This window comes from Bacteroides oleiciplenus YIT 12058 (assembly GCF_000315485.1).
Lineage (GTDB): Bacteria > Bacteroidota > Bacteroidia > Bacteroidales > Bacteroidaceae > Bacteroides > Bacteroides oleiciplenus.
The window spans coordinates 291,547-316,155 of record NZ_JH992944.1; the positions used below are offsets into that span (position 1 = coordinate 291,547).

The 24,609-nt window shown below is 45.1% G+C and carries 21 protein-coding genes and 1 tRNA gene; 14 read left to right on the forward strand and 8 right to left on the reverse strand.

Annotation, left to right across the window (positions count from 1 at the left end; all coding sequences use genetic code 11):
* Positions 1 to 60 precede the first annotated feature (60 nt).
* Positions 61 to 1,248: a phosphoribosylaminoimidazolecarboxamide formyltransferase gene (locus tag HMPREF9447_RS20810; protein ID WP_259301086.1), complete on the reverse strand. Its 1,188-nt coding sequence runs from the start codon at positions 1,246 to 1,248 to the stop codon at positions 61 to 63.
* A gap of 78 nt (positions 1,249 to 1,326) precedes the next feature.
* Positions 1,327 to 1,397 (reverse strand) — tRNA-Gln (locus tag HMPREF9447_RS20815).
* A 218-nt stretch (positions 1,398 to 1,615) separates the two neighbouring features.
* Between HMPREF9447_RS20815 and rsfS the strand changes: the two genes are divergently transcribed.
* The 3 genes from rsfS to HMPREF9447_RS20830 are packed head-to-tail and all read left to right on the forward strand — an operon-like array spanning position 1,616 to position 4,941.
* Positions 1,616 to 1,975, forward strand: a complete 360-nt coding sequence (rsfS, locus tag HMPREF9447_RS20820) for a ribosome silencing factor (protein ID WP_009131765.1) — start codon at positions 1,616 to 1,618, stop codon at positions 1,973 to 1,975.
* Positions 1,976 to 1,983: 8 nt separating this feature from the next.
* Positions 1,984 to 4,080 carry an ATP-dependent zinc metalloprotease FtsH gene (ftsH, locus tag HMPREF9447_RS20825; RefSeq protein WP_009131766.1) on the forward strand — a complete coding sequence of 699 codons (2,097 nt, stop codon included), beginning with the start codon at positions 1,984 to 1,986 and terminating at the stop codon, positions 4,078 to 4,080.
* A gap of 21 nt (positions 4,081 to 4,101) precedes the next feature.
* Positions 4,102 to 4,941 (forward strand): phosphatidate cytidylyltransferase, encoded by an 840-nt coding sequence (locus HMPREF9447_RS20830; protein ID WP_009131767.1) that lies wholly within the window; start codon positions 4,102 to 4,104, stop codon positions 4,939 to 4,941.
* A 55-nt stretch (positions 4,942 to 4,996) separates the two neighbouring features.
* Here HMPREF9447_RS20830 and HMPREF9447_RS20835 read toward each other — a convergent pair whose 3' ends face one another.
* From HMPREF9447_RS20835 to surE, 3 genes are all read right to left on the reverse strand, one after another.
* Complete coding sequence (locus HMPREF9447_RS20835; RefSeq protein WP_009131768.1) at positions 4,997 to 5,758, reverse strand: NigD1/NigD2 family lipoprotein; 762 nt, start codon at positions 5,756 to 5,758, stop codon at positions 4,997 to 4,999.
* Positions 5,759 to 5,942: 184 nt separating this feature from the next.
* Positions 5,943 to 7,079, reverse strand: coding sequence for a lipid-A-disaccharide synthase (lpxB, locus tag HMPREF9447_RS20840; protein WP_009131769.1), 1,137 nt, complete (start codon positions 7,077 to 7,079; stop codon positions 5,943 to 5,945).
* 101 nt (positions 7,080 to 7,180) lie between these two features.
* The gene (surE, locus tag HMPREF9447_RS20845; protein ID WP_044138559.1) at positions 7,181 to 7,954 is read right to left on the reverse strand and encodes a 5'/3'-nucleotidase SurE; all 774 of its coding nucleotides are present in this window, start codon (positions 7,952 to 7,954) and stop codon (positions 7,181 to 7,183) included.
* 204 nt (positions 7,955 to 8,158) lie between these two features.
* Between surE and HMPREF9447_RS20850 the strand changes: the two genes are divergently transcribed.
* Entirely contained in the window at positions 8,159 to 8,782 is a 624-nt protein-coding gene (locus HMPREF9447_RS20850; RefSeq protein WP_244267652.1) for a CPBP family intramembrane glutamic endopeptidase, read from the forward strand.
* Between the two features lie 17 nt (positions 8,783 to 8,799).
* On the opposite strand, the gene HMPREF9447_RS20855 is transcribed toward HMPREF9447_RS20850, so the two are convergent.
* The 3 genes from HMPREF9447_RS20855 to HMPREF9447_RS27915 all read right to left on the reverse strand — a co-directional run bounded on the left by HMPREF9447_RS20855 (position 8,800) and on the right by HMPREF9447_RS27915 (position 11,848).
* Positions 8,800 to 9,291, reverse strand: coding sequence for a DUF4625 domain-containing protein (locus HMPREF9447_RS20855; RefSeq protein WP_009131772.1), 492 nt, complete (start codon positions 9,289 to 9,291; stop codon positions 8,800 to 8,802).
* Positions 9,288 to 11,447 (reverse strand): TonB-dependent receptor, encoded by a 2,160-nt coding sequence (locus HMPREF9447_RS20860; RefSeq protein ID WP_009131773.1) that lies wholly within the window; start codon positions 11,445 to 11,447, stop codon positions 9,288 to 9,290. Before HMPREF9447_RS20860 ends, HMPREF9447_RS20855 begins: the two co-directional genes overlap by 4 nt.
* 86 nt (positions 11,448 to 11,533) lie before the next feature.
* The gene (locus tag HMPREF9447_RS27915; RefSeq protein ID WP_167549132.1) at positions 11,534 to 11,848 is read right to left on the reverse strand and encodes a hypothetical protein; all 315 of its coding nucleotides are present in this window, start codon (positions 11,846 to 11,848) and stop codon (positions 11,534 to 11,536) included.
* Between the two features lie 594 nt (positions 11,849 to 12,442).
* Between HMPREF9447_RS27915 and HMPREF9447_RS20870 the strand changes: the two genes are divergently transcribed.
* The 10 genes from HMPREF9447_RS20870 (at position 12,443) to HMPREF9447_RS20915 (ending at position 24,605) form a co-directional block, all read left to right on the forward strand.
* Positions 12,443 to 13,921 carry an IS1182 family transposase gene (locus HMPREF9447_RS20870; RefSeq protein ID WP_009131774.1) on the forward strand — a complete coding sequence of 493 codons (1,479 nt, stop codon included), beginning with the start codon at positions 12,443 to 12,445 and terminating at the stop codon, positions 13,919 to 13,921.
* Between the two features lie 471 nt (positions 13,922 to 14,392).
* Entirely contained in the window at positions 14,393 to 15,157 is a 765-nt protein-coding gene (locus HMPREF9447_RS20875; RefSeq protein ID WP_009131775.1) for a ParA family protein, read from the forward strand.
* A gap of 16 nt (positions 15,158 to 15,173) precedes the next feature.
* On the forward strand, positions 15,174 to 16,064 hold the full coding sequence (locus tag HMPREF9447_RS20880) for a ParB/RepB/Spo0J family partition protein (RefSeq protein WP_009131776.1): 891 nt from the start codon (positions 15,174 to 15,176) through the stop codon (positions 16,062 to 16,064).
* A complete protein-coding gene (locus HMPREF9447_RS20885) occupies positions 16,061 to 16,909 on the forward strand; it encodes a DUF5683 domain-containing protein (protein WP_009131777.1) in 849 nt (282 codons plus the stop codon). Before HMPREF9447_RS20880 ends, HMPREF9447_RS20885 begins: the two co-directional genes overlap by 4 nt.
* A 34-nt stretch (positions 16,910 to 16,943) precedes the next feature.
* On the forward strand, positions 16,944 to 18,251 hold the full coding sequence (locus HMPREF9447_RS20890) for a lytic transglycosylase domain-containing protein (protein WP_009131778.1): 1,308 nt from the start codon (positions 16,944 to 16,946) through the stop codon (positions 18,249 to 18,251).
* 69 nt (positions 18,252 to 18,320) lie between these two features.
* Complete coding sequence (locus HMPREF9447_RS20895; RefSeq protein WP_044138562.1) at positions 18,321 to 20,579, forward strand: RelA/SpoT family protein; 2,259 nt, start codon at positions 18,321 to 18,323, stop codon at positions 20,577 to 20,579.
* Positions 20,580 to 20,614: 35 nt separating this feature from the next.
* Positions 20,615 to 21,007, forward strand: a complete 393-nt coding sequence (locus HMPREF9447_RS20900) for a bactofilin family protein (protein ID WP_009131780.1) — start codon at positions 20,615 to 20,617, stop codon at positions 21,005 to 21,007.
* A gap of 122 nt (positions 21,008 to 21,129) precedes the next feature.
* Positions 21,130 to 22,659, forward strand: coding sequence for an HAL/PAL/TAL family ammonia-lyase (locus tag HMPREF9447_RS20905; protein WP_181983389.1), 1,530 nt, complete (start codon positions 21,130 to 21,132; stop codon positions 22,657 to 22,659).
* Positions 22,660 to 23,388, forward strand: coding sequence for a 3-oxoacyl-ACP reductase FabG (gene fabG, locus HMPREF9447_RS20910; protein WP_009131782.1), 729 nt, complete (start codon positions 22,660 to 22,662; stop codon positions 23,386 to 23,388).
* Positions 23,385 to 24,605, forward strand: coding sequence for a beta-ketoacyl-[acyl-carrier-protein] synthase family protein (locus HMPREF9447_RS20915; RefSeq protein WP_009131783.1), 1,221 nt, complete (start codon positions 23,385 to 23,387; stop codon positions 24,603 to 24,605). Before fabG ends, HMPREF9447_RS20915 begins: the two co-directional genes overlap by 4 nt.
* The last annotated feature ends 4 nt before the right edge of the window (positions 24,606 to 24,609 follow it).

Here is a 24,609-nt window from a genome sequence, read left to right on the forward strand (position 1 = left end):
CTTACTTAAAAATGTGTGAGTTCGAATAAGTTATAGTATCTTATTCGAACTCACATTATTTTAATGGTGGAACAGACGAATACCTGTAAATGCCATAGCAATGCCGTATTTATCACAAGTTTCAATAACATTGTCATCGCGTACAGAACCACCAGCCTGTGCAATGTAGTCTACGCCTGTCTTATGCGCCCGCTCGATATTATCTCCAAACGGGAAGAATGCATCTGAACCCAAAGACACACCTTTCAGCGTATCCAGCCATGCACGCTTCTCTTCACGGGTCAGCACTTCCGGTTTTTCTGCAAAGAATTGTTGCCAAACGCCGTCAGCCAATACATCTTCATAATCGTCACTGATATAAATATCAATCGTATTATCACGGTCTGCACGACGGATTTTCTCTATCCAAGGCAAATTCAACACTTTCGGGTGCTGACGGAGGTACCAGATGTCGGCCTTATTTCCAGCCAAACGAGTACAGTGAATACGGCTCTGCTGTCCTGCTCCTATACCTATGGCCTGTCCATCCTTCACATAGCAAACGGAGTTTGACTGTGTATACTTCAAAGTAATCAGTGCTATCATTAAATCACGCTTTGCAGCATCCGGGAAGTTCTTGTTCTGAGTAGGAATGTTAGCAAACAGTTCGTCGCTATTTAACTTGATCTCATTGCGTCCCTGTTCAAAAGTAATTCCGAATACATCTTTGCGTTCAATCGGAGCGGGTTTGTAATCCGGGCTCATCTTAATCACATTATAAGTACCCTTACGCTTGTTTTTCAGAATTTCGAGCGCTTCATCAGTATAACCCGGAGCAATGACACCGTCCGACACTTCACGATTGATGAAACGGGCAGTTGCCTCGTCACACACATCGCTCAAAGCAATGAAGTCTCCATAAGACGACATGCGGTCGGCACCACGGGCGCGTACATACGCATTTGCCAATGGTGAAAGTGGCAGGTCGTCAGCAAAATAAATCTTTTTCATTGTCTCGTCCAGTTCCAGGCCGATAGCCGCCCCTGCCGGACTGACATGTTTGAATGAAGTCGCTGCCGGCATACCGGTAGCCTCTTTCAGTTCTTTCACTAATTGCCATCCGTTCAAGGCATCCATAAAGTTGATGTATCCCGGACGTCCGTTCAGGACTTCGATAGGCAACTCCCCCTCCTGCATAAAGATGCGGGCCGGCTTCTGATTAGGGTTACAGCCGTACTTGAGTTCTAACTCTTTTGCCATAGTTTTAATTATTTGAATAGAATTACTACTAAGGGGTAAAAATACAAAAAGCTGCGAACTTATTACATTCGCAGCTTTTCTTAATTGTTGGGCTACCAAGATTCGAACTTGGAATGACAGGACCAGAATCTGTAGTGTTACCATTACACCATAGCCCAATAACAAGTCATTTCTGTTTTGCGGTTGCAAAGATACAAAGAATTTGATAATCCAAAACAAAATCCGGGATTTTTTTCTATAAATTCTGCTAAGATGCCGTATGCCAAAGAAATATATACCTAAAAAAAATCAAAAATTGAAAGACTTTTCCCCTTTTAGGTGTTTGATACAAGAATTCAGCGTATATTTGTCAACTGTTTAATTTTAATAATAAGTAATGAACGAAACAAAGAAACTCATTCAACAAATAACCGAAGGTATACAAGATAAAAAAGGAAAAAATATTGTAATAGCAGATCTTTCTAAAATTGGCGATACTATCTGCAACTATCTCGTCATTTGTCAGGGAAACTCACCCAGCCAGGTGACTGCCATTGTAGAGTCCGTGAAGGAATTCACCCGCAAAGGTGCCGGCAGCAAACCATTTGCAATAGACGGACTACGCAATGCCGAATGGGTAGCAATGGACTATTCCGATATACTGGTTCACGTGTTTCTACCCGAAACAAGAGATTTCTACAACCTGGAGCATCTCTGGGCTGACGCCAAATTAACCAAAATACCTGATATTGATTAATAAGCCTTATGGACAATAATAACAATAACGCTAACAAAAAGCCCAATAAAGTTAATATGCCCAAGTTCAACCTGAACTGGTTATATATGATCATAGCTATGATGCTTTTGGGACTGTGGTTCACCAACGAGAACAGTGCAGGTACCAAAACTGTATCCTATGATGAATTTCAGCAATATGTGCGCGACGGCTATATGAGTAAAATCATCGGTTACGATGACAACTCGGTAGAAGCATACATCAAGCCGCAACATGTAAAAAACGTATTTCAGGCAGACTCCAGCCGGGTGGGTAAGAATCCTATGATTGCAACTGAGGCTCCATCACGCGAAAGCCTGGGAGATTTCCTTCAAAAAGAAAGGGATGAACAGCACTTCGATGGTTCCATCAGCTATGAGAAAAAACGGAATTACTTCGGTGCCATCTTGTGGCAGATTCTGCCTATTGCTTTCCTCATCGGTTTCTGGATTTTCATGTCACGCCGCTTAAGTGGTGGTGGCGGTGCAGGCGGTGGCGGCATATTCAATGTCGGCAAATCGCGCGCCCAATTGTTTGAGAAGGGAACTCCTGTGAAAGTTACATTCAAGGATGTAGCGGGACTTGCCGAAGCGAAACAGGAAGTAGAAGAAATTGTGGAGTTCCTGAAAGAACCGCAAAAATACACCGATTTGGGTGGTAAAATACCTAAAGGCGCATTACTGGTAGGCCCTCCGGGAACCGGTAAGACCTTGCTTGCTAAAGCTGTGGCAGGTGAAGCAAACGTACCATTCTTCTCGCTGGCTGGTTCCGACTTCGTGGAAATGTTTGTCGGTGTAGGCGCATCACGTGTACGCGACCTGTTCCGTCAGGCAAAGGAGAAAGCGCCATGTATCGTATTTATCGATGAAATTGATGCCGTAGGCCGCGCCCGTGCCAAAGCTGCCGCAATGGGTGGCAATGACGAACGCGAAAATACATTGAACCAGTTATTGACTGAAATGGATGGTTTCGGTTCTAACAGCGGTGTAATTATCCTGGCTGCTACCAACCGTGTAGACGTACTGGATAAGGCCTTGCTACGTGCCGGACGTTTTGACCGCCAGATACATGTAGACCTGCCTGACCTTAACGAACGCAAAGAAGTATTCGGCGTACACTTGCGCCCCATTAAGATAGATAATACTGTGGACGTGGACTTGCTCTCACGTCAGACTCCAGGCTTCTCTGGTGCTGATATAGCCAATGTCTGCAACGAGGCTGCATTGATTGCAGCACGCCACGGCAAGAAGTTTGTAGGCAAACAAGACTTCCTCGATGCCGTAGACCGTATCGTAGGTGGTTTGGAAAAGAAAACAAAGATTACAACCGAAGCTGAGCGCCGTTCCATCGCTATCCATGAAGCTGGACACGCCTCTATCTCCTGGCTATTGGAATACGCCAACCCACTGATTAAAGTAACGATTGTTCCGCGCGGACGTGCATTGGGCGCTGCGTGGTATCTGCCGGAAGAACGCCAGATTACCACTAAAGAACAAATGCTTGATGAGATGTGTGCCACACTGGGTGGACGTGCAGCTGAAGACTTGTTCCTGGGGCGTATATCAACCGGTGCCATGAATGACCTGGAACGCGTAACGAAGCAGGCTTTCGGCATGATTGCCTATCTGGGTATGAGCGAAAAGCTGCCTAACCTCTGCTATTACAACAATGAAGAATACTCCTTCAATCGTCCGTACAGCGAAAAGACTGCTGAACTGATTGATGAAGAAGTGAAGAACATGGTGAATGAGCAGTACGAACGTGCCAAACGAATTTTGTCCGAACATAAGGATGGACATAACCAGTTGGCACAGCTATTGATAGATAAAGAAGTTATCTTTGCTGAGGATGTGGAAGAGATTTTCGGTAAACGTCCCTGGGCTTCACGTTCAGAAGAAATCAGCGCCAACAAGATATCAGAAGACTTGAAAAAAGCCGAAGAAGAAGCTGCCAAAGGAGCTGTGGAAAGCGAAAAAGAAGTAAAAGCAGAAGAAGAAAACAATGTTGAAGGCGGAAAAGAAACCGGCAATACAAAGGTTTCTGTAGAAGGCACTAAAGTTTCTGTAGAACGACCAACAAAAGAATAAAGAATTAAAAACGGAATAACCGTGAAAAGCAATTTCTTACAACGCGCCATTACAGGTGTGTTATTCGTAGTAGTATTGGTGGGCTGTATCCTATACAGCCCCCTTTCATTCGGTATCCTGTTCACCATTATCGGTGCACTGAGTGTACATGAGTTCTCCCACCTGGTCAACCAAAGTGGTGAAGTACAGGTCAATAAAACGATTACAGCCTTGGGAGGCGCCTATCTCTTTTTAGCCGTGATGGGTTTCTGCCAGTCAACCATTGGAGCACAGGTATTCCTACCCTATCTGGCCTTACTGCTTTACCTGATGATTACAGAATTGTATCTGAAAAAGAAGAACCCTATTGGTAACTGGGCTTACTCTATGCTGAGTCAGATGTATGTGGCATTACCATTTGCGCTGCTCAACGTACTTGCTTTCCAGTACAATCCGGCAGAAAGCAGCGTGACCTACAACCCTATCCTGCCGCTTTCCATTTTCGTTTTCATATGGTTAAGTGACACAGGCGCATACTGCGTGGGTTCACTGGTAGGCAAACATCGCTTATTTGAGCGCATATCTCCTAAGAAATCATGGGAAGGAAGCATTGGCGGTGGTATATTCTCTATTGCTTCTTCTTTTGTGTTCGCACATTACTTCCCATTTATATCCGTTCTACAATGGGCTGGATTAGCGTTGGTTGTTGTCATCTTCGGAACTTGGGGAGATTTGACGGAATCATTAATGAAGCGCCAACTAGGTATCAAGGATTCAGGCCATATCCTTCCCGGACATGGTGGAATGCTTGACCGCTTTGACAGTGCCTTGCTGGCAATTCCTGCCGCAGTGGTCTACCTTTATATATTGACACTAATCTAAAAAATAAAAGCCGGGGGAATTCACATTCACCCGGCTTCAAACAAAACACTTTACTCTACTTCAATTGCATCTTCGAAAAATCTAAGTTAGAAGCTTTATCGGTATTATCTGATTGTTTATCAAAAGTTATTTCAACTTCCTTATTCACTTCCGAATTCAGTTTCAACTTGATACCTTTCGTTTCAGAAGTAATATCCAAATCTTTCAGATTGAACGACACCAATCCGGCTACACGAACTCCGCTCAAGTCATCATAATCATTGTAGCGTAGCTCCAGATGGATATACCCATCATCACCGGTTTCTTCATCCAAAGGCACTTCAGCATCTTCGGCACGCTGCACCAGACTGATACGATGTTTCGTATCTGAATTCTTCGGCAAATTCTGCATAAAGATGATATTCATATAACCTCCACTGATAGTGATGTCACCCTTATAAATAAAGACCGGATCATTGCCATACTCTTCTTCATTTTCAGCCGTCAGCGGTTCCACACCTTTTGTCAGAGCATGCCAGATACGCTCAATTTTCACTGCGTGGTCATATTCTCCATAATTATCATAAATAGGATTGAAAACAGTTACCACGCGTTGTCCATCCACAGGCTGATACCAACCCATATCGGTATTGATAGGCCAAAGCGTTCCCCAGGTATCACTATTTAAATAAAAAGCATTCCCCGTTACGCGCACCGTAGCCCAGTTCGGATAAGAAAAATCACCGATTGAATATCCGTCATCAAGATCATCACACGACTGTAAAGCAGGCAATACAGCCAAACACATCATCAAAAATAGCCAATGTAATCTTTTCATAATCAAAGTCCTTTTGTTTGTTTCTTACTCATTATCGGTTTCACACCGCTTTTATGTTCTGTCTATAAAATACAAAAGCCGGGCTTATACTGCACCGGCTTTATACCTTTTAACAATTTTATCATCCTTTTGAAACTAAAAGGCTTTCATTATGTTAGTTCGATGATTGTCTTATGTAGTTCATTCATTTCCGTAGCAGGCGCACCATCTCTTGCGCCGCATGCCTCGGAGCCCCTGCATCGCCCAAACGGGATGCCATGTATTCGTATCCGTCAAGCATCTGCTGCCGATACTCCTTATTATATAAGATACGTTCCAGCTCGGCACGGACCTGTTCAACAGTCATCGTATCGGCAACCAGTTCTTTGACTACTTCACGATTGGCTATAAGATTCACGAGAGAGATGTACTTCACAGCCAATATATGCCGCCGCAAGAAAGAAATCACTTTTCCTATCGGCGTATGATAGCAAACTGCCTGCGGTACACGGAACAGGGCTGTCTCTAAGGTAGCGGTTCCCGAAGTTACCAATGCAGCCTCAGCCTGTTGCAACAAATGATAAGTCTTCCCGAAAAGGATTTTCACTTTTGCATCGCCTATATATTCCCGGTAATAATCGGGAGAAATGCCGGGAGCACCTGCCAACACCAGTTGATATTCCGGAAAAGCAGACGCTGCACGAAGCATATCAGGCAGATTATCTTTTATCTCCTGTTTGCGGCTTCCCGCCAACAAAGCTATAATCGGCTTAGACTCCAGCTTATTCTCAAAGATAAAGTCATCGCGCGTTTCGAAATGTTCTGTACAGAAGGCGGTCACCTCATCCACTGTAGGATTGCCTACATAATGTATCGGATACTGATGCTTGCCCTCAAAAAATTCGACCTCAAAGGGCAGAATGGAGAATAATTCATCAACATCCCGTTTGATATTCTTGATGCGGTATTCTTTCCAGGCCCATATCTTCGGAGAGATATAGTAATAGACGGGAATTTGTGTCCTGGCATGCAGAAACTTGGCTATATTCAGGTTGAAACCCGGATAATCCACCAGTATCACTACATCCGGTTGCCATGCCACAATGTCCTCTTTGCAGCGTTTCATATTAGCAAAGATAGTGCGCAGGTGCAGCAGTACCGGAACAAAACCCATATAGGCCAGTTCCTTATAATGCTTCACTATCGTACCTCCTACTGCCGCCATCAAGTCTCCCCCAAAGAAGCGGAACTCCGCCTGCGGGTCTTCAACCTTCAAAGCAGCCATCAGGTGAGATGCATGCAGGTCACCGGAAGCTTCACCGACAATCAAGTAATACTTCATAAAATTGAGAATTTTATGAAATTAAAAATTGAAAATTAAAAATTAAAAAAGAGCTGCGCTATTAACCTGCATAGCAATCTTCAATTTTTAATTTTTAATTCTTAATTTCCTTCGAACCAAGTCTTCAGTTCGTCAATAAGTTCGTAAGCCGTAACATCGACTTTAGTTGGGGTGACGGCTACATATCCGTTGTCGAGTGCCCAATGGTCGTTCTTCTCATTATCCGGATCTGTATTCTGGAACTCGCCAGTCAACCAATAGTAATGAGTATCACCGCGGTGTGCAAAGTTTTCCCATTCATTCGTCCATTGTCCTTTGGACTGCTCGCAAATTTTCACACCTTTCAGTTCTTTCGTGTCGGGGAAATTCACATTGAGACAAGTCAACGATGGCAATCCTTTTTCCAAAACCTGACGGGCTATTTCGCGGATATAAGGGCCGGACGGTTCAAAGTCCGCATTCGGTTCGTGACTGCAAAGAGAGAAACCGATGGAAGGCACACCTTTGAGGCAACCCTCGATCACCACTCCCATCGTACCGGAATAATGCACATTCACAGCAGAGTTATCTCCGTGATTGATACCGCCGACTACCAAATCGGGTTTACGGTCGAGCACCGTATGAAAGGCAAGTTTTATGCAATCAACCGGGCTACCGGAACATTTATAAACAGTCAGTCCCACATCTTTGCGCACCAGTTGGTAATGAATCGGTTCGGTCACAGTCAGCGCACTTGCGTTACCCGAACGAGGCGCATCCGGCGCCATTACCACAATTTCCCCCAGCGGACGGAGGAACTTTATCAACTCACTAATACCTTTCGCAATGATGCCGTCATCATTGGAAATTAATATCAAAGGTCTCTGATTTTCCATATTCATCTTTATTTTCAGTGCAAAAGTAGGCAAAAAGGAAGAAATTACGTACTTTTATGACCTACAAAAAATTACAATAGAAGGATTTATCATTTATGAGCAGCTATCCATTGGAGCCGCCATTTCCAGTATAACTGGAAGTTAGGAGTATTCCTGATACTATTGTTCGGGATACCACGTTTTATAATCGTACTGGAATCTTACGTGACCAGAAGTTACAGCATCGTCATGCTTGTTTTCCTATGCATGTGGTTCGCTCCGTTCATCCTCCTCACAAAATACGGGCGGAAAGGCATAGGAATTAAACGACCTTCACAGTGGTGGCGACCGATTGTCTCCTTTATAATCGGAGGACTCAGTTGCTTCATCATATTCGGCCTGTTCCTTTTTCTCTTTGATAAATCAATAGAAAACGCATTTGTATATATCGGAGGAAACAACCCCGGCAGTAGCATTACCGGGGATGAGAAATCACTCTATTTTTGGATAGCCGTCATCCCGAGTATGATATTCAGCCCGATAGGTGAAGAATTTTTATACAGGGGTATCATTCACGGCAGTTTTGTTCCCAAGTTCGGAGAGATGAAAGCTTCTGTCTTCGATTCTTTGGCTTTTGCACTCACCCATATCGCCCATTTCGGAATCATTTATACGCTGGGGACATGGCAGTTTCTCCCTATTCCTGCTGCGCTTTGGGTTGCATCGATGTTCTTAGTCAGCCAAGTATTTTTCAGATGCAAGCTATTTTGCAGTTCTATCTGGGGAGCGGTTGCAGCTCACTCGGGATTTAACTTCGTGATGATGTATGGCATCTTCTATTTACTATAAGAAAGCTCTTTTAGTTATTATTCCTCATGGTTCCCGTCTTCTCCGCCCGTCGCACTCAACACGATGTTGCGTGCCACATGGGCTTCGTTTCCGGCAGCATCCGTGCAATACACCATCAGGTGATAGTCTCCCGGAGTAGCATTAGCCGGTATCAGAATATCATGGTGGTGGATATGCGCCGTCTTCTGCTCCGATACATCAAATGCGCGATTAAAGGCAAAGTCTACGGTAGTTTCAGCCGCCCTGGTATCATGCGAATGATGGTCGAAGTTGCTATGAATCTCTATTTTATAAGATTTCAGCATCACATCGTCCGACAAGTCCATCTCAAAATGCACACCATGCTCACTGCCTATCGCCAAAGTCTGTCCTTCGGTTGGTGATTTCAGGTCTATCACAGGTTTAGTCGTATCATTCAGCGGATTATCACTGTCGCTGCAAGCAGTAAACACAGAAGTTGCCATCACTAAAAGGGAAATAATAATCGGGAAATAAAGTCTTGTTTTCATTTGAATAGTTTTTTAAATGGTACTTTAATTAATAATTGGAAGTTTCGTCCCGGCTCGGGAATCTCCACTTTCCGGTAAAAGCTGAGATGATTGTAATAGCGCGTATTAAACAGATTCCGGACAGTCAGAGTTATCTCCACCTCTGTTCCGGCAACGGGCAAATCAAGAGAACCGCCGAGGTGAAACAGATTTGCACCCGGTGTACGGTCTTCATTACGGTCCACCCGGTCCTGTTTGGCTATGCTCTGCCACTCGGCATAGAGCATATACCGCTTCTTTTGCCAGGTCAGCGTATTATGCAATACAGCAGGCGGAGAGAAGCTCAAAGGGATATGTTCGTCACAATTATAAGTATAGACATACTCGCCGGAAACACGATAACTGAGAGCTGGCAGAATACTGAATTCCGCACTCGCCTCCGCCCCTGCAAACAATGCCTCTGTCTGCGTATAACGGTAAATCTGTCCCGTATGCGGCAGCACAGACCAGTCCCCCGTGGGGCGTAGAAAGATGTAATTGCTGAACCAGTTGACAAAAGGAGAAACATATAGGGACAATCGCCCGTACTTCAACTGATAAGAAGCATCCATCTGCCAGCCTTGCTCGGAAGACAGAGAAGCATCTCCCTGTTCGTGCCGGAAGGTGCCATGATGCACACCGTTAGAAGCCAGTTCATTAGCCCCCGGCAGACGAAAACTCCGCCCGACATTCACTTTAAGCAGATGTCGAGCTGAAGGCGTCCAGACCAACCCTAATGACAATGAATAGTCACCAAAGTTCCGGTTCACCCGGCGGCTGTTCCAGCGATAGAGTTCTACATGTTCCGCATCATATCCCTGCTCCTGCAAGTAAGTCGCCAGATAAGGGTCGTCATGGGCAAAGACACGCATACGGCCATAGTCATAACGCACTCCCCCACTGACGGAAAGCCGGTTATCAGGACGATACATCGTAAGCCAAGATACCCCGGTAGTAAAGCGTTCATACTCCGGCAACAGGAAAGAATAACCGGAAATCGTATTCCGCTGAAACTGAGAGTCCCACCCCATCCGGTGCTCCCAGGAAGAAGAACCGACCAGAAGCCCCTTTGCCGAGAAGCTGAAAGTGTTCAGATTGAAACCCAATTCCCTGTCCGGATCTGTTTTCGGCAAAGGCTGACTGCCATAATGAGTATGAAACGCACTCCATTCTTCACGGTGATTGTTCTGATAGCCCATATCACCCGACAGAACGAACGTCTTCCAAGTATATTGTTGATGCGTGGTCACTTTCAGATGATTCACCTGACTATAAGGAAGTTCTATATTCCGGCTGTCCCCGTCATCTTCCAGACGCGACAAGTCGGGCACACCGTGCGTCCCCGGAAAGAAACCTGTCTTTTGAAATACATTGGAGACGACAAAGTTAGACTTATATCCCTCCTTCTGATATTGGGTGAAGAAATTGATATTCCGCTCCCACCCTGCCGTGTTCTTCAACCGCCGACCATAGACAGGCATCTTCTGGGTAAGGTAAACGATGGTATCCGTTGGAATGCGGTAATCCCCGAAATGCTGTTCCGAGTAACGCAGCCTCGTGTACCAGGCATTCTTCTTAATCCCCAGCATCAACGAAGCCCCCACAGTCCCATTGACTGACTTTCCCAGAAGCGTCACGTCACCGAACAGCATATTCTCCACCGGAACCTGCACGGGGGCAATGTCAATCACTCCGCCCATGGCATCGCTGCCGTAAAGCAGTGAAGCGGGGCCTTTTATCACATTCACGGCATCCACATTGAAGGCGTCCAGTTCCAGACCATGGTCTGCACCCCACTGCTGACCTTCCTGTTTGATGCCATTCTCCAATACAGCCACCCGGTTGAAGCCCATACCGCGAATCATTGGTTTGGAGAACCCCGAACCAATATCCATAGCCTGCACTCCGGGAATATTTTCTATCGCCTGCATGAAGTTACCTGTGAAATGTTTCCGCAGAAAGTTCCGGCCAGCCACTTCGAGCGTGAGTGTAGTCTTCTTGTTCTGAAGTTGTTGATAGTTTTCCGCTACCACCACTTCGGGCAATGCTACACTACGGACTGAATCGGAATGCTGCGCCTGGGCGGAAAGAGCTATGCACAATAGCCCTAACACGCCCGGAATAATTCCTATACGCATTGATTACAATCTTTTTAGAATAAAACAATGAGGGGGACAAGCCCTTCAAGAACCTGCCTCCGCATAAACCAAAAAAAACGGTGTAATCAAGCTGTGGGAGGGCCACGCAAATAATGTGAATAAGACAGTACATAAACCGTCTTATCCTGATAAACAACCTGCTCAAAAGATAGGAGCGTTAGTACACAATGGAAGTCGACCGACTGCGCTTCCGTGAAAAGGGAAAGAGAGAACTGGCAAATGGCACAATCATCGGACGAATGGCGCGGATGATCGGCATGGGAGCAGGAAACAGAATGTTCGCCCTCATGGTGATGAAAAGCTTTCACCACGAAGAACGGCATGAGCGACAGAATCAGCACCCACGCCACAACAACTCTCTTCTTCCTACTACTATTCACTTCTCTCACAGATATTTTCTGAATGCGCTGCGAAGATATGCATCGCAAACCAAATACACAAACTACAGCACTTAATATGTGTTACCATTTGTTGTTTTACCCAGATATAGGTATAAGTTTCCGCACCGCTACTTTTATTCCTTTTTCCTGCGACGGCTAAGAAAAATCATAGTAGATACTTATTCTTTCCACCACAGTGGAAAGAATAGACGTCTGCATACAAAAGAACTAATCTCCGGAAGGAAAAACGATAGGAGTGCCTAAGAAAAGGGTTAGCGGTGGGGAGAGGAAATTCGTTTCTGCAGGGTTTTGAATGAAATGATGATTTACTGAGTATCTCAATTAATTAGGCGGACTATCTTAACTCCCCTCCTCCAGTTGGAGGAGGGGTGCCCTTTAGGGCGGGGTGGTAGGTGAGAAAGAATTCCTTAGCCTTGTGATTTATAGGTATTTTATTGTTTCACCTACCACCTCCCCCCGTTGGGGTACTCCTCCTCCCGGGAGGTTGTGTAAAAAGTAAGAATCAAGTGTTCTTTGACATATTGTATAAAAAGGATTTTATATCTTTGCTTTGATAACAATAGGATTAATTTTATGGGCTATATTCAACCTTTTGATCGTAATCAACTGACTCTTCCCGAGTCTTTAGATTCTTATATCTCTTGTGAGAACCCTGTTCGTCTGATTGATGTTTTTGTCGATCAGTTTATCAAATTGCACCCTGATTTTTCATCTTATAAAGGTAACAGTCCTACAGGCCGTTCGGCTTATAGCTTTGGTACTTTACTCAAGCTGTATGTCTACGGCTATTTAAACAGTATCAGTTCTTCCCGTAAACTGGAGCGCGAGACTCTGCGTAATATGGAGTTGATCTGGCTTCTGGGTAATCTCCATCCCGATCATAAGACTATTGCCGATTTCCGTTCCAAACAAACTTCGGGCATTCATGAATGTTGCCTTGATTTCCGCCGCTTTCTGGTCAGTTCCGGTTATATTTCAGGCAAATTGGTAGCTGTTGACGGCAGTAAAATCAAAGCCAATACCAATCGTGACGGTCTTACTTTAGATGGTATTAATCGACAGTTAGCCTTGTTGGATACCCGTTTAGAGAAGTATCTGCACCAGCTTAATGAAAATGATCTGGTGGAAACAGCCCAGGAACAATTATCCGAACTCTCGGACGATCTCGGTGTGGAGAGCTCCCTACTGGAAAAGATAGCCCATTTGAGCCAACAGGTTGAAGAACTTCAGGCGGAAAAACAGCGTATGCTGGATGAAGGTTCCAAAAGAAGCTTTCCCTCTGACCGCGAAGCTCGCCTGATGAAGACCCGCAACGGTTTTCTTCCGGCTTACAATGTCCAATCAGTGGTAGATTCCCAACATCATCTGATAGGTGCCATGCAGGTTACCGACCACCCGAATGACTTTGAAGACCTTCAATCTTCGATTCATGCCATGCAGGAAGACCTTCAGGTAGAAGTAACCCAAGCCGTTGCCGACACCGGTTATGCCAATGAAGAACAGATCCTGGCCCTTGAAGAAGAAGGCAAAGTGATTGCCGTTCCTTTCAATGAAGGAGACCATTCTCCTAAAGAAGATCGGGAGCACGGAATCTTTTTTACCTATGATGCAGACAATGACTATTATATATGCTCCCAAGAAAAGATATTACCTATTAAAGACAGGCAAGTTCGTAAACATGGAAAGCTTTATAGAAAATATCAGGGAAGAGACTGCAAGGGTTGTCCCCTGATAAAGTTCTGCACCACATCGAAAAAAGGTCGGATTATCTACCGAAGGGCAGATGCCGAACCCATAAGACAGTATATGAAGAAGTGTAAGGGGATGAAATACAAAGCGCTTATACATTTACGAAAAACATTGGTAGAACATCCCTTCGGAACTCTTAAATACTGGATGGGGCAAATACCACTCCTACTCAGAGGAAAGGAAAAGGTACAGGCTGAAATAGATTTGTACGCAACATGCTATAACCTAAGAAGGGTGACTAACATTCAAAGCATACAGGTACTATTGCAACAAGTCCACTATTGGGGTATTAAGTATACCTAATAGCGGTCATTTGCCAAAGGACAACAATAGAAATTCCAAAATAAAGAGATAAAGAGCATTTCCTTTTTAATACAAAATGTCAAAGAACACTTGATTCTTACTTTTTACACAACCTCCCGGGAGGAGGAGAATTGAGATAGTGCTGTTTATCATTTGCCTCATTACTAATCATAAACGCTAATCACTTTTGTTCCTTTCTGCACAATTATGAATTAGCCTCCCTCTCCCCACGTTTACAAATCTTAATCTTCTGCAAGCGAGACAAAAAAGATATTTCATTTCAAGATTATTACGTATATTTGCAAGCTAAACAAGAGAACGAAAAGCGCCACAACGGACCGGAGTGAAATAAAACAGCTTCGAGTTATTAACAAAATGGGCGACTTATCAACAGATTTTGCAATCTTTCTCTTTTTTAGTAGGCGCAATACGGAATTATCACTTATTTCGCTGCCAATAAACACTAAGAATATGGGAAAAATTATTGCTTTGGCAAATCAAAAAGGTGGTGTAGGAAAAACAACGACTACGATTAACCTCGCAGCCTCCCTCGCTACCCTGGAAAAGAAAGTGCTCGTTGTGGATGCAGACCCGCAGGCAAACGCCTCTTCCGGTTTGGGTGTCGACATCAAGCAGGCGGAATGTACTATTTACGAGTGCATTATTGACCGTGCCGATGTCCGCGAAGCTATCCATGACACGGAGATTGATACACTAAAAGTAATCTCCTCCCACATAAACTTGGTAGGCGCCGAGATAGAGATGCTCAACTTGAAAAACAGGGAAAAGATATTGAAAGAAGTGCTTGCACCGTTGAAAGAAGAGTTTGATTATATCTTGATAGACTGCTCACCTTCACTGGGACTGATTACCATCAACGCGCTCACCGCAGCCGACTCTGTGATTATCCCCGTACAAGCGGAATATTTTGCATTGGAAGGTATCAGTAAATTACTGAATACGATTAAGATTATCAAGTCGAAACTGAATCCGGCACTCGAAATCGAAGGTTTCCTGCTGACGATGTACGACTCGCGCCTGCGCCAGGCCAACCAGATTTACGACGAAGTGAAACGCCACTTCCAGGAATTGGTGTTCGACACCGTCATACAGCGCAACGTCAAACTGAGCGAAGCTCCCAGCTACGGTCTGCCCACCATCTTGTATGATGCAGACTCCACCGGAGCCAAGAACCATATGTCGCTTGCCAAAGAACTGATTAGCCGTAACAATTAACTAAAAACGAAGAACCATGGCACAAAAAAGAAATGCATTAGGACGCGGGCTGGACGCCCTGCTCTCAATGGACGAAGTGCAGACCGAAGGCTCTTCTTCCATCAACGAAATAGAGTTGTCGAAGATTGTCGTCAACCCCAACCAGCCCCGCCACGAGTTTGACGAGACTGCCCTTCAGGAACTTGCCGACTCAATCTCTGAAATAGGTATCATTCAGCCCATCACCCTGCGCAAGCTGTCGGACGATGAATATCAGATTATTGCCGGAGAACGACGTTTCCGCGCCTCGCAACGGGCCGGTCTGAAAAGCATCCCCGCCTACATCCGCACTGCCGACGACGAAAACGTCATGGAAATGGCGCTCATCGAAAATATACAGCGCGAAGACCTGAACTCGGTGGAAATAGCCCTTGCCTACCAGCACCTGTTGGAGCAGTATGGCCTAACACAGGAACGCCTCAGCGAACGCGTAGGTAAAAAGCGTACCACTATCGCCAACTATCTGCGTCTGTTGAAGTTGCCCGCACCCATCCAGATGGCGATACAAAACAAGCAGATAGACATGGGGCATGCCCGTGCGCTTGTCACCTTGGGTGATCCGAAGCTACAAGTGAAGATATTCGAAGAAATCATCGAGCACGGATATTCCGTACGTAAGGTGGAAGAAATAGTTAAATCCCTGAACGAAGGCGAAACCGTGAAAAGCGGCGGACGCAAAATCGCTCCCAAACGGGCTAAGCTGCCGGAAGAATTCAATATGCTGAAACAACAGCTCTCGGGCTTCTTCAGCACCAAAGTGCAGCTGACTTGTTCGGAGAAAGGAAAAGGTAAAATCAGTATCCCGTTCAATAACGAAGAAGACTTGGAACGTATTATCGGCATACTTGATACTCTAAAAAATAAATGACGAAAGGAACAAGAACATATCAATGGTGTATAGCCCTGCTGCTTTGCCTCGTGCAGACGGCAGGGATTGCTATGTATGGGCAAAACCGTCCGCGTGCCGCTGCCAAACGGCAACAAGTACAACAGGTGGATTCGCTACAAAAGCTACCACAAATAGCACTGGATAGTCTGGATTCACAAGGTACCCCCATACTTCAACGGGCTTCGGCAGCCGTCGATAGCCTTGTCATAGCCGACAGCATTGCTGCCGAAAACAAAAAACGCCTGTTGGAGATGACCACCACTGCCACCCCGCAAGTGCCGCCCACACCAACGGACAGCCTGCACGAAGCAATCAACAAGAAAGTATTCATCCCCAATCCGACCAAGGCGACATGGCTCGCCCTTGTCATTCCCGGTGGCGGACAAATCTATAACCGTAAGTACTGGAAGCTACCTATTATATATGGTGGCTTTGCCGGATGTGCATACGCGCTTACGTGGAATGGTAAAATGTATAAAGACTATATGCAGGCATACAAAGATGCCGCCTTGGGAAACTGGGACGCCAATAGTATTAATGACCTCCTGCCTCCCGGATACATCAACCGTGTTTCTAAAACTCAATTAACAGAAACTCTCCGGAAGCGAAAGGACACATACCGCCGGTATCGTGACCTGAGTATTTTCGCTTTCATAGGCGTCTATCTGATATCGGTAATTGATGCTTATGTAGATGCAGAGTTATCCAATTTCGACATCACCCCCGACCTTAGCATGCGGATAGAGCCGGCTGTAATCAACAACCAATACAGTAGTGGCACTTCCAACAAGTCGGTCGGGCTGCAATGTAGTTTCCGTTTTTAATGAATAAATAAGCTATACCAAAGAATAATCACACATGAAAAATAAATCTGTAAACATGAAGAAGTTTATCGCTACTCCGTTCCTGTTTTGTCTATCACTTTTCACCTTCCACGTGCAAGCGCAGGAAAGCGTGGATGTGCTCATCCGCGACAACGGAACAGAACGAAAGGAAAGTATCGAGCTTCCCCAAAGTATGACTTACCCACTGGACAGTCTGCTCAATGACTGGAAAGCAAAGAATTACATCGACCTTGGCAAAGATTGCAGTACTTCTACAGAGAATCCGCTTTTCAGCGACTCTGTCTACATCGACCGTTTAAGCCGCATCCCAGCTGTAATGGAAATGCCATACAATGAAATTGTACGCAAATTTATTGATATGTACACAGGACGCCTGCGCAACAATGTAGCGTTCATGCTGAGTGCCTGCAACTTCTATATGCCCATCTTTGAAGAAGCGCTCGATACCTACGGCTTGCCGCTCGAACTCAGGTATCTACCCATCATCGAGTCCGCACTCAATCCTTCCGCCAGATCGCGCGTAGGCGCCTCCGGTCTGTGGCAGTTCATGCTGGCCACCGGAAAGATGTACGGATTGGAAAGCAACAGCCTCGTTGACGAACGTTGCGACCCTATAAAAGCCACTTGGGCAGCCGCCCGCTACCTGAAGGACCTGTATGCCATTTATCAGGACTGGAACCTGGTGATTGCCGCTTACAACTGCGGCCCGGGCACCATCAATAAGGCCATACGCCGCGCCGGAGGAAAAACGGACTATTGGGAAATCTACAATTTCCTACCGAAGGAAACCCGCGGATATGTGCCCGCTTTCATTGCAGCCAACTATGTGATGACGTACTACTGCAAGCACAACATCTGTCCCATGGAAACCAATATTCCCAACGCAACAGATACGATTCAGGTAACGAAAAACTTACACTTCGAGCAACTTGCCGATATCTGCGGGGTCAGTCTGGAAGAATTAAAAAGCCTTAATCCTCAGTACAAAAAGAGCATTATTCCCGGTGAAAGCAAAGCTCAGACTCTTCGCCTGCCAATGAGTTACATCAGTACATTCATCGACAGTCAAGATACAATCTATGCCCATCGTTCCAACGAATTATTCAAAAACCGCCGGACGGTAGCCATCTCCGAAACCCGTTCTACAGCACGGCGCGCCACCACCGGCAGCGGAAACCTGACGCATCACAAGATACGAAGCGGAGAAACACTGGGAACCATTGCACGCCGTTACGGTGTCACCGTCAAACAACTTCAAAGTTGGAACGGATTGCGCAACACCAATATTTCTGCCGGAAAGCAACTGAAGATATATAAATAAACGTGCAAACGCTTGTGTGGTGTTGAAATTTGCTTATTTTTGCAGCAATTGAAGAAAGGAGAACAGGTTATGGAAGAGAATGTGAGCCAGAAAGATAAAGAAAAAGTCGAAGAGGAAATGATAGAACAGGCTTTCCAGCAACTGTTGAACGACTATTTGGCAACCAAACACCGCAAGCGCATTGAGATTATTACGAAGGCATTCAACTTTGCCAACCAGGCGCATAAGGGCATCAAACGCCGCTCAGGCGAGCCTTACATCATGCACCCGCTTGCTGTGGCACAGATTGTGTGCACCGAAATAGGTCTGGGTTCTACATCCATTTGTGCCGCCCTGCTGCACGATGTGGTAGAGGATACGGACTATACCGTAGAAGACATAGAGAATATATTCGGGCCGAAAATCGCCCAGATTGTGGACGGGCTGACCAAGATATCCGGCGGTATCTTCGGTGACCGTGCTTCGGCACAAGCAGAAAACTTCAAAAAGTTGTTGCTGACGATGTCCGATGATATACGCGTGATTCTTATCAAAATAGCCGACCGTCTGCACAACATGCGTACGTTAGGCTCTATGCTGCCCAACAAGCAATTCAAGATTGCAGGCGAAACATTGTACATCTATGCTCCCCTTGCCAACCGCTTGGGTCTTTACAAGATAAAGACTGAACTGGAGAACCTGAGTTTCAGATACGAGCATCCCGAAGAATATCACGAAATTGAAGAAAAGCTGGCAGCTACGGCCACCGAGCGCGACAAGGTGTTCAATGAGTTCACAGCTCCGATTCGCGCCCAACTGGACAAGATGGGGTTAAAATACCGTATTCTTGCACGCGTAAAATCCATCTTTTCTATCTGGAATAAAATGCAGACCAAGCATGTGCCATTCGAGGAAATCTATGACCTGCTTGCCGTACGCATCATTTTTGAACCACGCAACACGGATGAGGAACTGAACGATTGTTTCGACATCTACGTCTCCATCTCCAAAATATACAAGCCTCACCCCGACCGCCTGCGCGACTGGGTGAGCCACCCCAAAGCAAATGGTTATCAAGCCCTGCACGTCACCCTCATGGGCAACAACGGACAGTGGATTGAAGTACAAATCCGTAGCGAACGTATGAACGACGTGGCCGAACAAGGCTTCGCGGCACACTGGAAATACAAAGAAGGAGGTGGCGGCGAAGACGAAGGCGAGCTGGATAAATGGCTGCGCACCATCAAGGAAATCCTCGATGACCCGCAACCAGACGCTATTGACTTCCTCGATACCATCAAACTGAACCTGTTTGCATCGGAGATATTCGTGTTCACTCCGAAAGGCGAAATCAAAACCATGCCACAGAACTCTACAGCACTGGATTTTGCATTCTCGCTGCACACAGATATCGGCAGCCACTGCATCGGCGCAAAAGTAAACCATAAACTTGTACCACTGAGCCACAAGTTGCAAAGCGGTGACCAGGTGGAGGTACTGACATCCAAGTCGCAACGGGTACAACCGGAATGGGAGGTATTCGCCACAACCGCCCGTGCCCGTGCCAAAATAGCCGCCATCTTGCGCAAAGAGCAAAGAACAAGCCAGAAAGAAGGCGAAACCCTTCTGAATGAATTCTTCAAAAAAGAAGAACTGCGATTGGATGACATGCTGGTGGACAAACTGGTAAAGGCTCATAACATGAAGAGCCGTGACGAATTACTCATAGCCATCGGCAACAAGAAAATCGTACTCGGAGATCTGGACAAGAATGCTTTAAAAGAGAAACAGGGAACCAACTGGAAGAAATTCCTCACATTCTCATTCGGCAGTAATAAAGACAATAAAGAACCGGTTGAAGAGAAAGTACCGCAGGAGAAGGAGAAAATTAATACGAAGCAAATCCTGAAACTGACGGAAGAGAATATCCAGAAGAACTATATCATGGCAGAATGTTGTCACCCTATTCCTGGTGACGACGTGCTGGGATATATCGACGAGAACGACCGGATCATCATTCATAAGCGCCAATGTCCCGTTGCTGCCCGATTAAAAAGCAGTTACGGAAACCGCATTCTTGCCACAGAATGGGATACGCACAAGGAGCTCTCTTTCCTGGTGAATATATATATAAAAGGTATAGACGCCATGGGATTGCTGAACGAAGTGACGCAAGTCATTTCCCGCCAGTTAAATGTGAATATCCGCAAGCTGGCAATTGAAACAACAGACGGTATCTTCGAAGGCAACCTGCAGTTGTATGTACATGATGTGGATGACGTGAAAACCATTTGTAATAATCTAAAACAGATACAGAACATCAAGCAGGTGACCCGTGTAGAAGCGTAAATATTACAAAGGTCAAATTATAAAAACACACTAATATGTTTAACTCAAAAAAAGGAATAGACGACAAAGTTAGTAACAAATTGACCACCCTTTCCAGCCAAAGTTTAATCAAGGGTGATTGCTCTATCGATGGAGATATGCGTATCGATGGGACAATAGAAGGTAATATCCAGTGCACCGGAAAGGTAGTCATAGGTCCCGAAGGAAGAATAAACGGAAACATTTCCTGTACGCATGCCTGCCTGCATGGCACTATCATTGGTGATGCCTATGTAAAGGAGGAACTCACCCTGAAAGCCAACTGTGTGATGCAAGGTAACATCTATACCACGAAACTGGAAATAGAATCGCAAGCCAAATTCAATGGAAGCTGTAGTACAAATGATATGAATCATGAGGTAAAATTACTGGGAACTATTGCTGAATAACATTATTTACAATAGATTTAAGCTTTCCAAAACCATCTCGCTGAGAAAAGTTTTATTTTGCATAGACATCTATTATTGATATAAAATAGCTATTTTTGCAGACTATATCAATGAAGTATACTATGATAGTCGGCAAATATATAAATTTAGAGATACTCCGAAGGGTACTATTTAATGACGAAGAAATAATAATTTCCGATAAATGTATCCAAGAAGTAGATAAAAGTTTTCACTTCTTAAGAGAGTTCTCAAGCGATAAAATTATTTACGGAATCAATACAGGATTCGGTCCTATGGCGCAATATAGAATCGAAGACAAGTCATTGAGAGAATTGCAATATAATATCATCAGAAGCCACTCCACCGGAGCCGGACAACCATTGCCTTCACTCTATGTAAAAGCGGCTATGATTGCCAGATTATTCACCTTTCTTCAAGGGAAATCAGGTATACACACAGAATTGGTAGAGCTCCTCGTTCAGTTCATTAATCTGGATATTTTTCCATATATACCGGAACATGGCAGCGTGGGTGCCAGTGGCGACTTGGTGCAGCTTGCCCACATGGCTTTAGCACTGATTGGAGAAGGTGAAGTATTTTATGAAGGAAAACTCCAGCCCACCGCCCAGGTACTTGAGAAAAACCATCTCAAGCCTTTCTCCATACATATACGCGAAGGGCTCTCAGTAACTAACGGCACTTCTGTCATGACAGGTATTGGCATTGTAAACCTGCTCTATGCGCGCCAATTGCTCAATTGGTCGGTTTGTGCATCGGTAATGATGAATGAAATTGCTGCATCGTATGACGATTTTATTTCCCAGCCGCTCAATGATGCTAAACTCCACAAAGGCCAGCAGAAAATAGCTGAAGCTATGAGAAAACAAATGGCAGACAGTAAGTGCACACTCAAAAGGGAAATAGAATTGTACGGACAGAAACACGAGGAGAAGATTTTTGAACATAAAGTACAGCCTTATTATTCACTAAGATGTACTCCGCAGATACTGGGACCGGTATATGATACTTTAGCCAATGTAGAAGAAGTGCTCATCAATGAAATCAACTCTGCTTGTGATAACCCGATTGTTGACCCGGAAACACAAAATGTGTACCATGGCGGTAACTTCCATGGAGATTATATATCTTTCGAGATGGATAAACTGAAAATAGCCATCACGAAACTGACTATGCTCAGCGAGCGCCAACTGAACTATCTGTTTCATGATAGAATCAACGGAATACTCCCTCCTTTTGTCAACTTAGGAGTATTGGGACTGAATTATGGACTGCAAGCCTCACAATTCACGGCAACCTCTACAACTGCCGAGTGCCAGACTTTGTCTAATCCGATGTATGTGCATAGCATTCCCAACAACAACGACAACCAGGATATTGTAAGCATGGGAACCAACTCTGCACTAATGGCCAAAACGGTTATTGAGAATTCTTATCAAGTCATGAGTATTCTGTTTATGGGTATCGTGCAGGCAGTGGATTATTTAAAAATACAGGAAAAGTTGAGTACCGAGTCGCGTTGTGTATACAATGAAATCCGGGCATTTTTCCCCGTATTTACCCAGGACACTCCCAAATACAAGGAGATAGAAGCTATGGGTAAGTACTTGAAGAATAAGAAATTTAATTTATAAATGAAATACGCGTTAATAACAGGCGGAAGCCGGGGCATAGGACGTACTGTCAGCATAAAGTTGGCAGAGATGGGATATACTGTGCTGATTAATTATCAAAATAACGATAAGGAAGCAGCGAAGACCCTGCAATTGGTTCGTGAAAAAGGCGGAGACGGAGAATTACTGAAGTTCGACGTCACCAACCCGAATGCAGTGACCGAAGCCTTAAATTCCTGGAGTATCCAACATCCGGAGGATTATATTGAAGTGCTGATAAATAATGCAGGCATACGCAAGGACAACCTTATGCTCTGGATGACCGGAGAAGAATGGAATAGTGTATTGGACACCAGTCTGAACGGATTCTTCCATGTCACCCAGGCATTACTTAAAAATATGTTAGTCAAACGCTTCGGGCGCATAGTCAACATCGTTTCACTATCAGGCATCAAAGGCATGCCCGGACAAACCAATTATTCTGCTGCCAAAGGCGGTGTGATTGCCGCCACCAAAGCATTAGCTCAGGAGGTGGCAAAGAAACATGTGACAGTCAATGCCGTAGCACCCGGATTCATCCGCACGGAAATGACCGAGGATATCAATGAAAATGAGTGGAAAAAACATATTCCTGCCGGCCGCTTCGGTGAACCGGAAGAAGTAGCGGATCTTGTTGGATTTCTAGTATCCCCCAGTGCCTCTTACATTACCGGTGAAGTGATTTCAATCAATGGAGGACTGTATACATGAGAAGAGTTGTCATCACAGGAATGGGAATTTACTCGTGCATCGGTAAAAATTTGGACGAAGTAACGGACTCCTTATACAATGGAAAGTCAGGGATTGGCATTGATCCCGAACGAAAAGAATTGGGATATTTATCTTCACTGACTGGCCTGTTAGAACGCCCCGAACTTAAAAAGCTATTGGACAGGCGGAAGCGTCTTTGTCTGCCCGAGCAGGGAGAATATGCTTATATGGCCACTGTAGAAGCCTTTAAGAATGCAGGAATTGACGATGCATTTTTGGAAGCAAACGAGGTAGGAGTTCTATTTGGGAATGATAGCAGTACCGCACCCATTATCAATGCGGTAGATATTATACGGGAAAAGAAAAATACAGTTCTGGTGGGCTCCGGCTCCATCTTCCAGTCCATGAACTCGACTGTATCCATGAACTTATCAGTAATATTCAAGCTCAGAGGAGTGAACTTCACTATCTCCGGAGCTTGTGCAAGCGGTTCACACGCCATTGGTATGGGATACCTGCTCATCAAATCAGGATTGCAAGATTGTATATTGTGCGGAGGCGCACAAGAGGTGAATCCTTTCTCTGTAGGTAGTTTTGATGGACTAAGCGCCTTCTCTACGCGAGAGGCCGAACCACAAAAAGCATCCAGACCTTTTGATAAAAACAGGGACGGGCTTGTACCCAGTGGTGGTGGCGCCAGTCTGGTTCTGGAAAGTTACGAATCGGCGGTGAAACGCGGAGCTCCCATATTGGCAGAAGTTATCGGTTATGGTTTCTCTTCAAATGGAGAGCATATATCTGTGCCCAATATAGACGGCCCGAGGCGTTCATTAGAAATGGCTATTAAAGATGCGGGAATTACATTGGATGAAATTAAATATATCAATGCACATGCAACATCTACCCCGATAGGGGATTTGAACGAGGCAAAAGCTATATCAGAGGTGTTCGAGGGACATCGTCCATACGTAGCTTCCACGAAATCTATGACCGGTCACGAAATGTGGATGGCAGGTGCCAGTGAAGTTATCTACTCTACTTTAATGATGCAGAATAACTTCATTGCCCCCAACCTGAACTTCGAAGAACCGGATGAAGCATCTGCTCTGTTGAATATCCCTGCTCAACGAGTAAACACGGAATTTGATGCATTCTTGTCGAACTCCTTTGGATTCGGCGGAACAAATTCCACATTAATCATTAAAAAAGTAAAGTAATATA

Coding starts and splice junctions, on each gene's coding strand:
- HMPREF9447_RS20880 (WP_009131776.1), top strand. CDS start 15,174: ATGGCACAAAAAAGAAATGCATTAGGACGCGGGCTGGACGCCCTGCTC.
- HMPREF9447_RS20895 (WP_044138562.1), top strand. CDS start 18,321: ATGGAAGAGAATGTGAGCCAGAAAGATAAAGAAAAAGTCGAAGAGGAA.
- HMPREF9447_RS20900 (WP_009131780.1), top strand. CDS start 20,615: ATGTTTAACTCAAAAAAAGGAATAGACGACAAAGTTAGTAACAAATTG.
- HMPREF9447_RS20835 (WP_009131768.1), bottom strand. CDS start 5,758: ATGAAAAGATTACATTGGCTATTTTTGATGATGTGTTTGGCTGTATTG.
- rsfS (WP_009131765.1), top strand. CDS start 1,616: ATGAACGAAACAAAGAAACTCATTCAACAAATAACCGAAGGTATACAA.
- HMPREF9447_RS20885 (WP_009131777.1), top strand. CDS start 16,061: ATGACGAAAGGAACAAGAACATATCAATGGTGTATAGCCCTGCTGCTT.
- HMPREF9447_RS20860 (WP_009131773.1), bottom strand. CDS start 11,447: ATGCGTATAGGAATTATTCCGGGCGTGTTAGGGCTATTGTGCATAGCT.
- HMPREF9447_RS20870 (WP_009131774.1), top strand. CDS start 12,443: ATGGGCTATATTCAACCTTTTGATCGTAATCAACTGACTCTTCCCGAG.
- HMPREF9447_RS20890 (WP_009131778.1), top strand. CDS start 16,944: ATGAAAAATAAATCTGTAAACATGAAGAAGTTTATCGCTACTCCGTTC.
- HMPREF9447_RS20905 (WP_181983389.1), top strand. CDS start 21,130: ATGATAGTCGGCAAATATATAAATTTAGAGATACTCCGAAGGGTACTA.
- fabG (WP_009131782.1), top strand. CDS start 22,660: ATGAAATACGCGTTAATAACAGGCGGAAGCCGGGGCATAGGACGTACT.
- surE (WP_044138559.1), bottom strand. CDS start 7,954: ATGGAAAATCAGAGACCTTTGATATTAATTTCCAATGATGACGGCATC.
- HMPREF9447_RS20915 (WP_009131783.1), top strand. CDS start 23,385: ATGAGAAGAGTTGTCATCACAGGAATGGGAATTTACTCGTGCATCGGT.
- HMPREF9447_RS20855 (WP_009131772.1), bottom strand. CDS start 9,291: ATGAAAACAAGACTTTATTTCCCGATTATTATTTCCCTTTTAGTGATG.
- ftsH (WP_009131766.1), top strand. CDS start 1,984: ATGGACAATAATAACAATAACGCTAACAAAAAGCCCAATAAAGTTAAT.
- lpxB (WP_009131769.1), bottom strand. CDS start 7,079: ATGAAGTATTACTTGATTGTCGGTGAAGCTTCCGGTGACCTGCATGCA.
- HMPREF9447_RS20875 (WP_009131775.1), top strand. CDS start 14,393: ATGGGAAAAATTATTGCTTTGGCAAATCAAAAAGGTGGTGTAGGAAAA.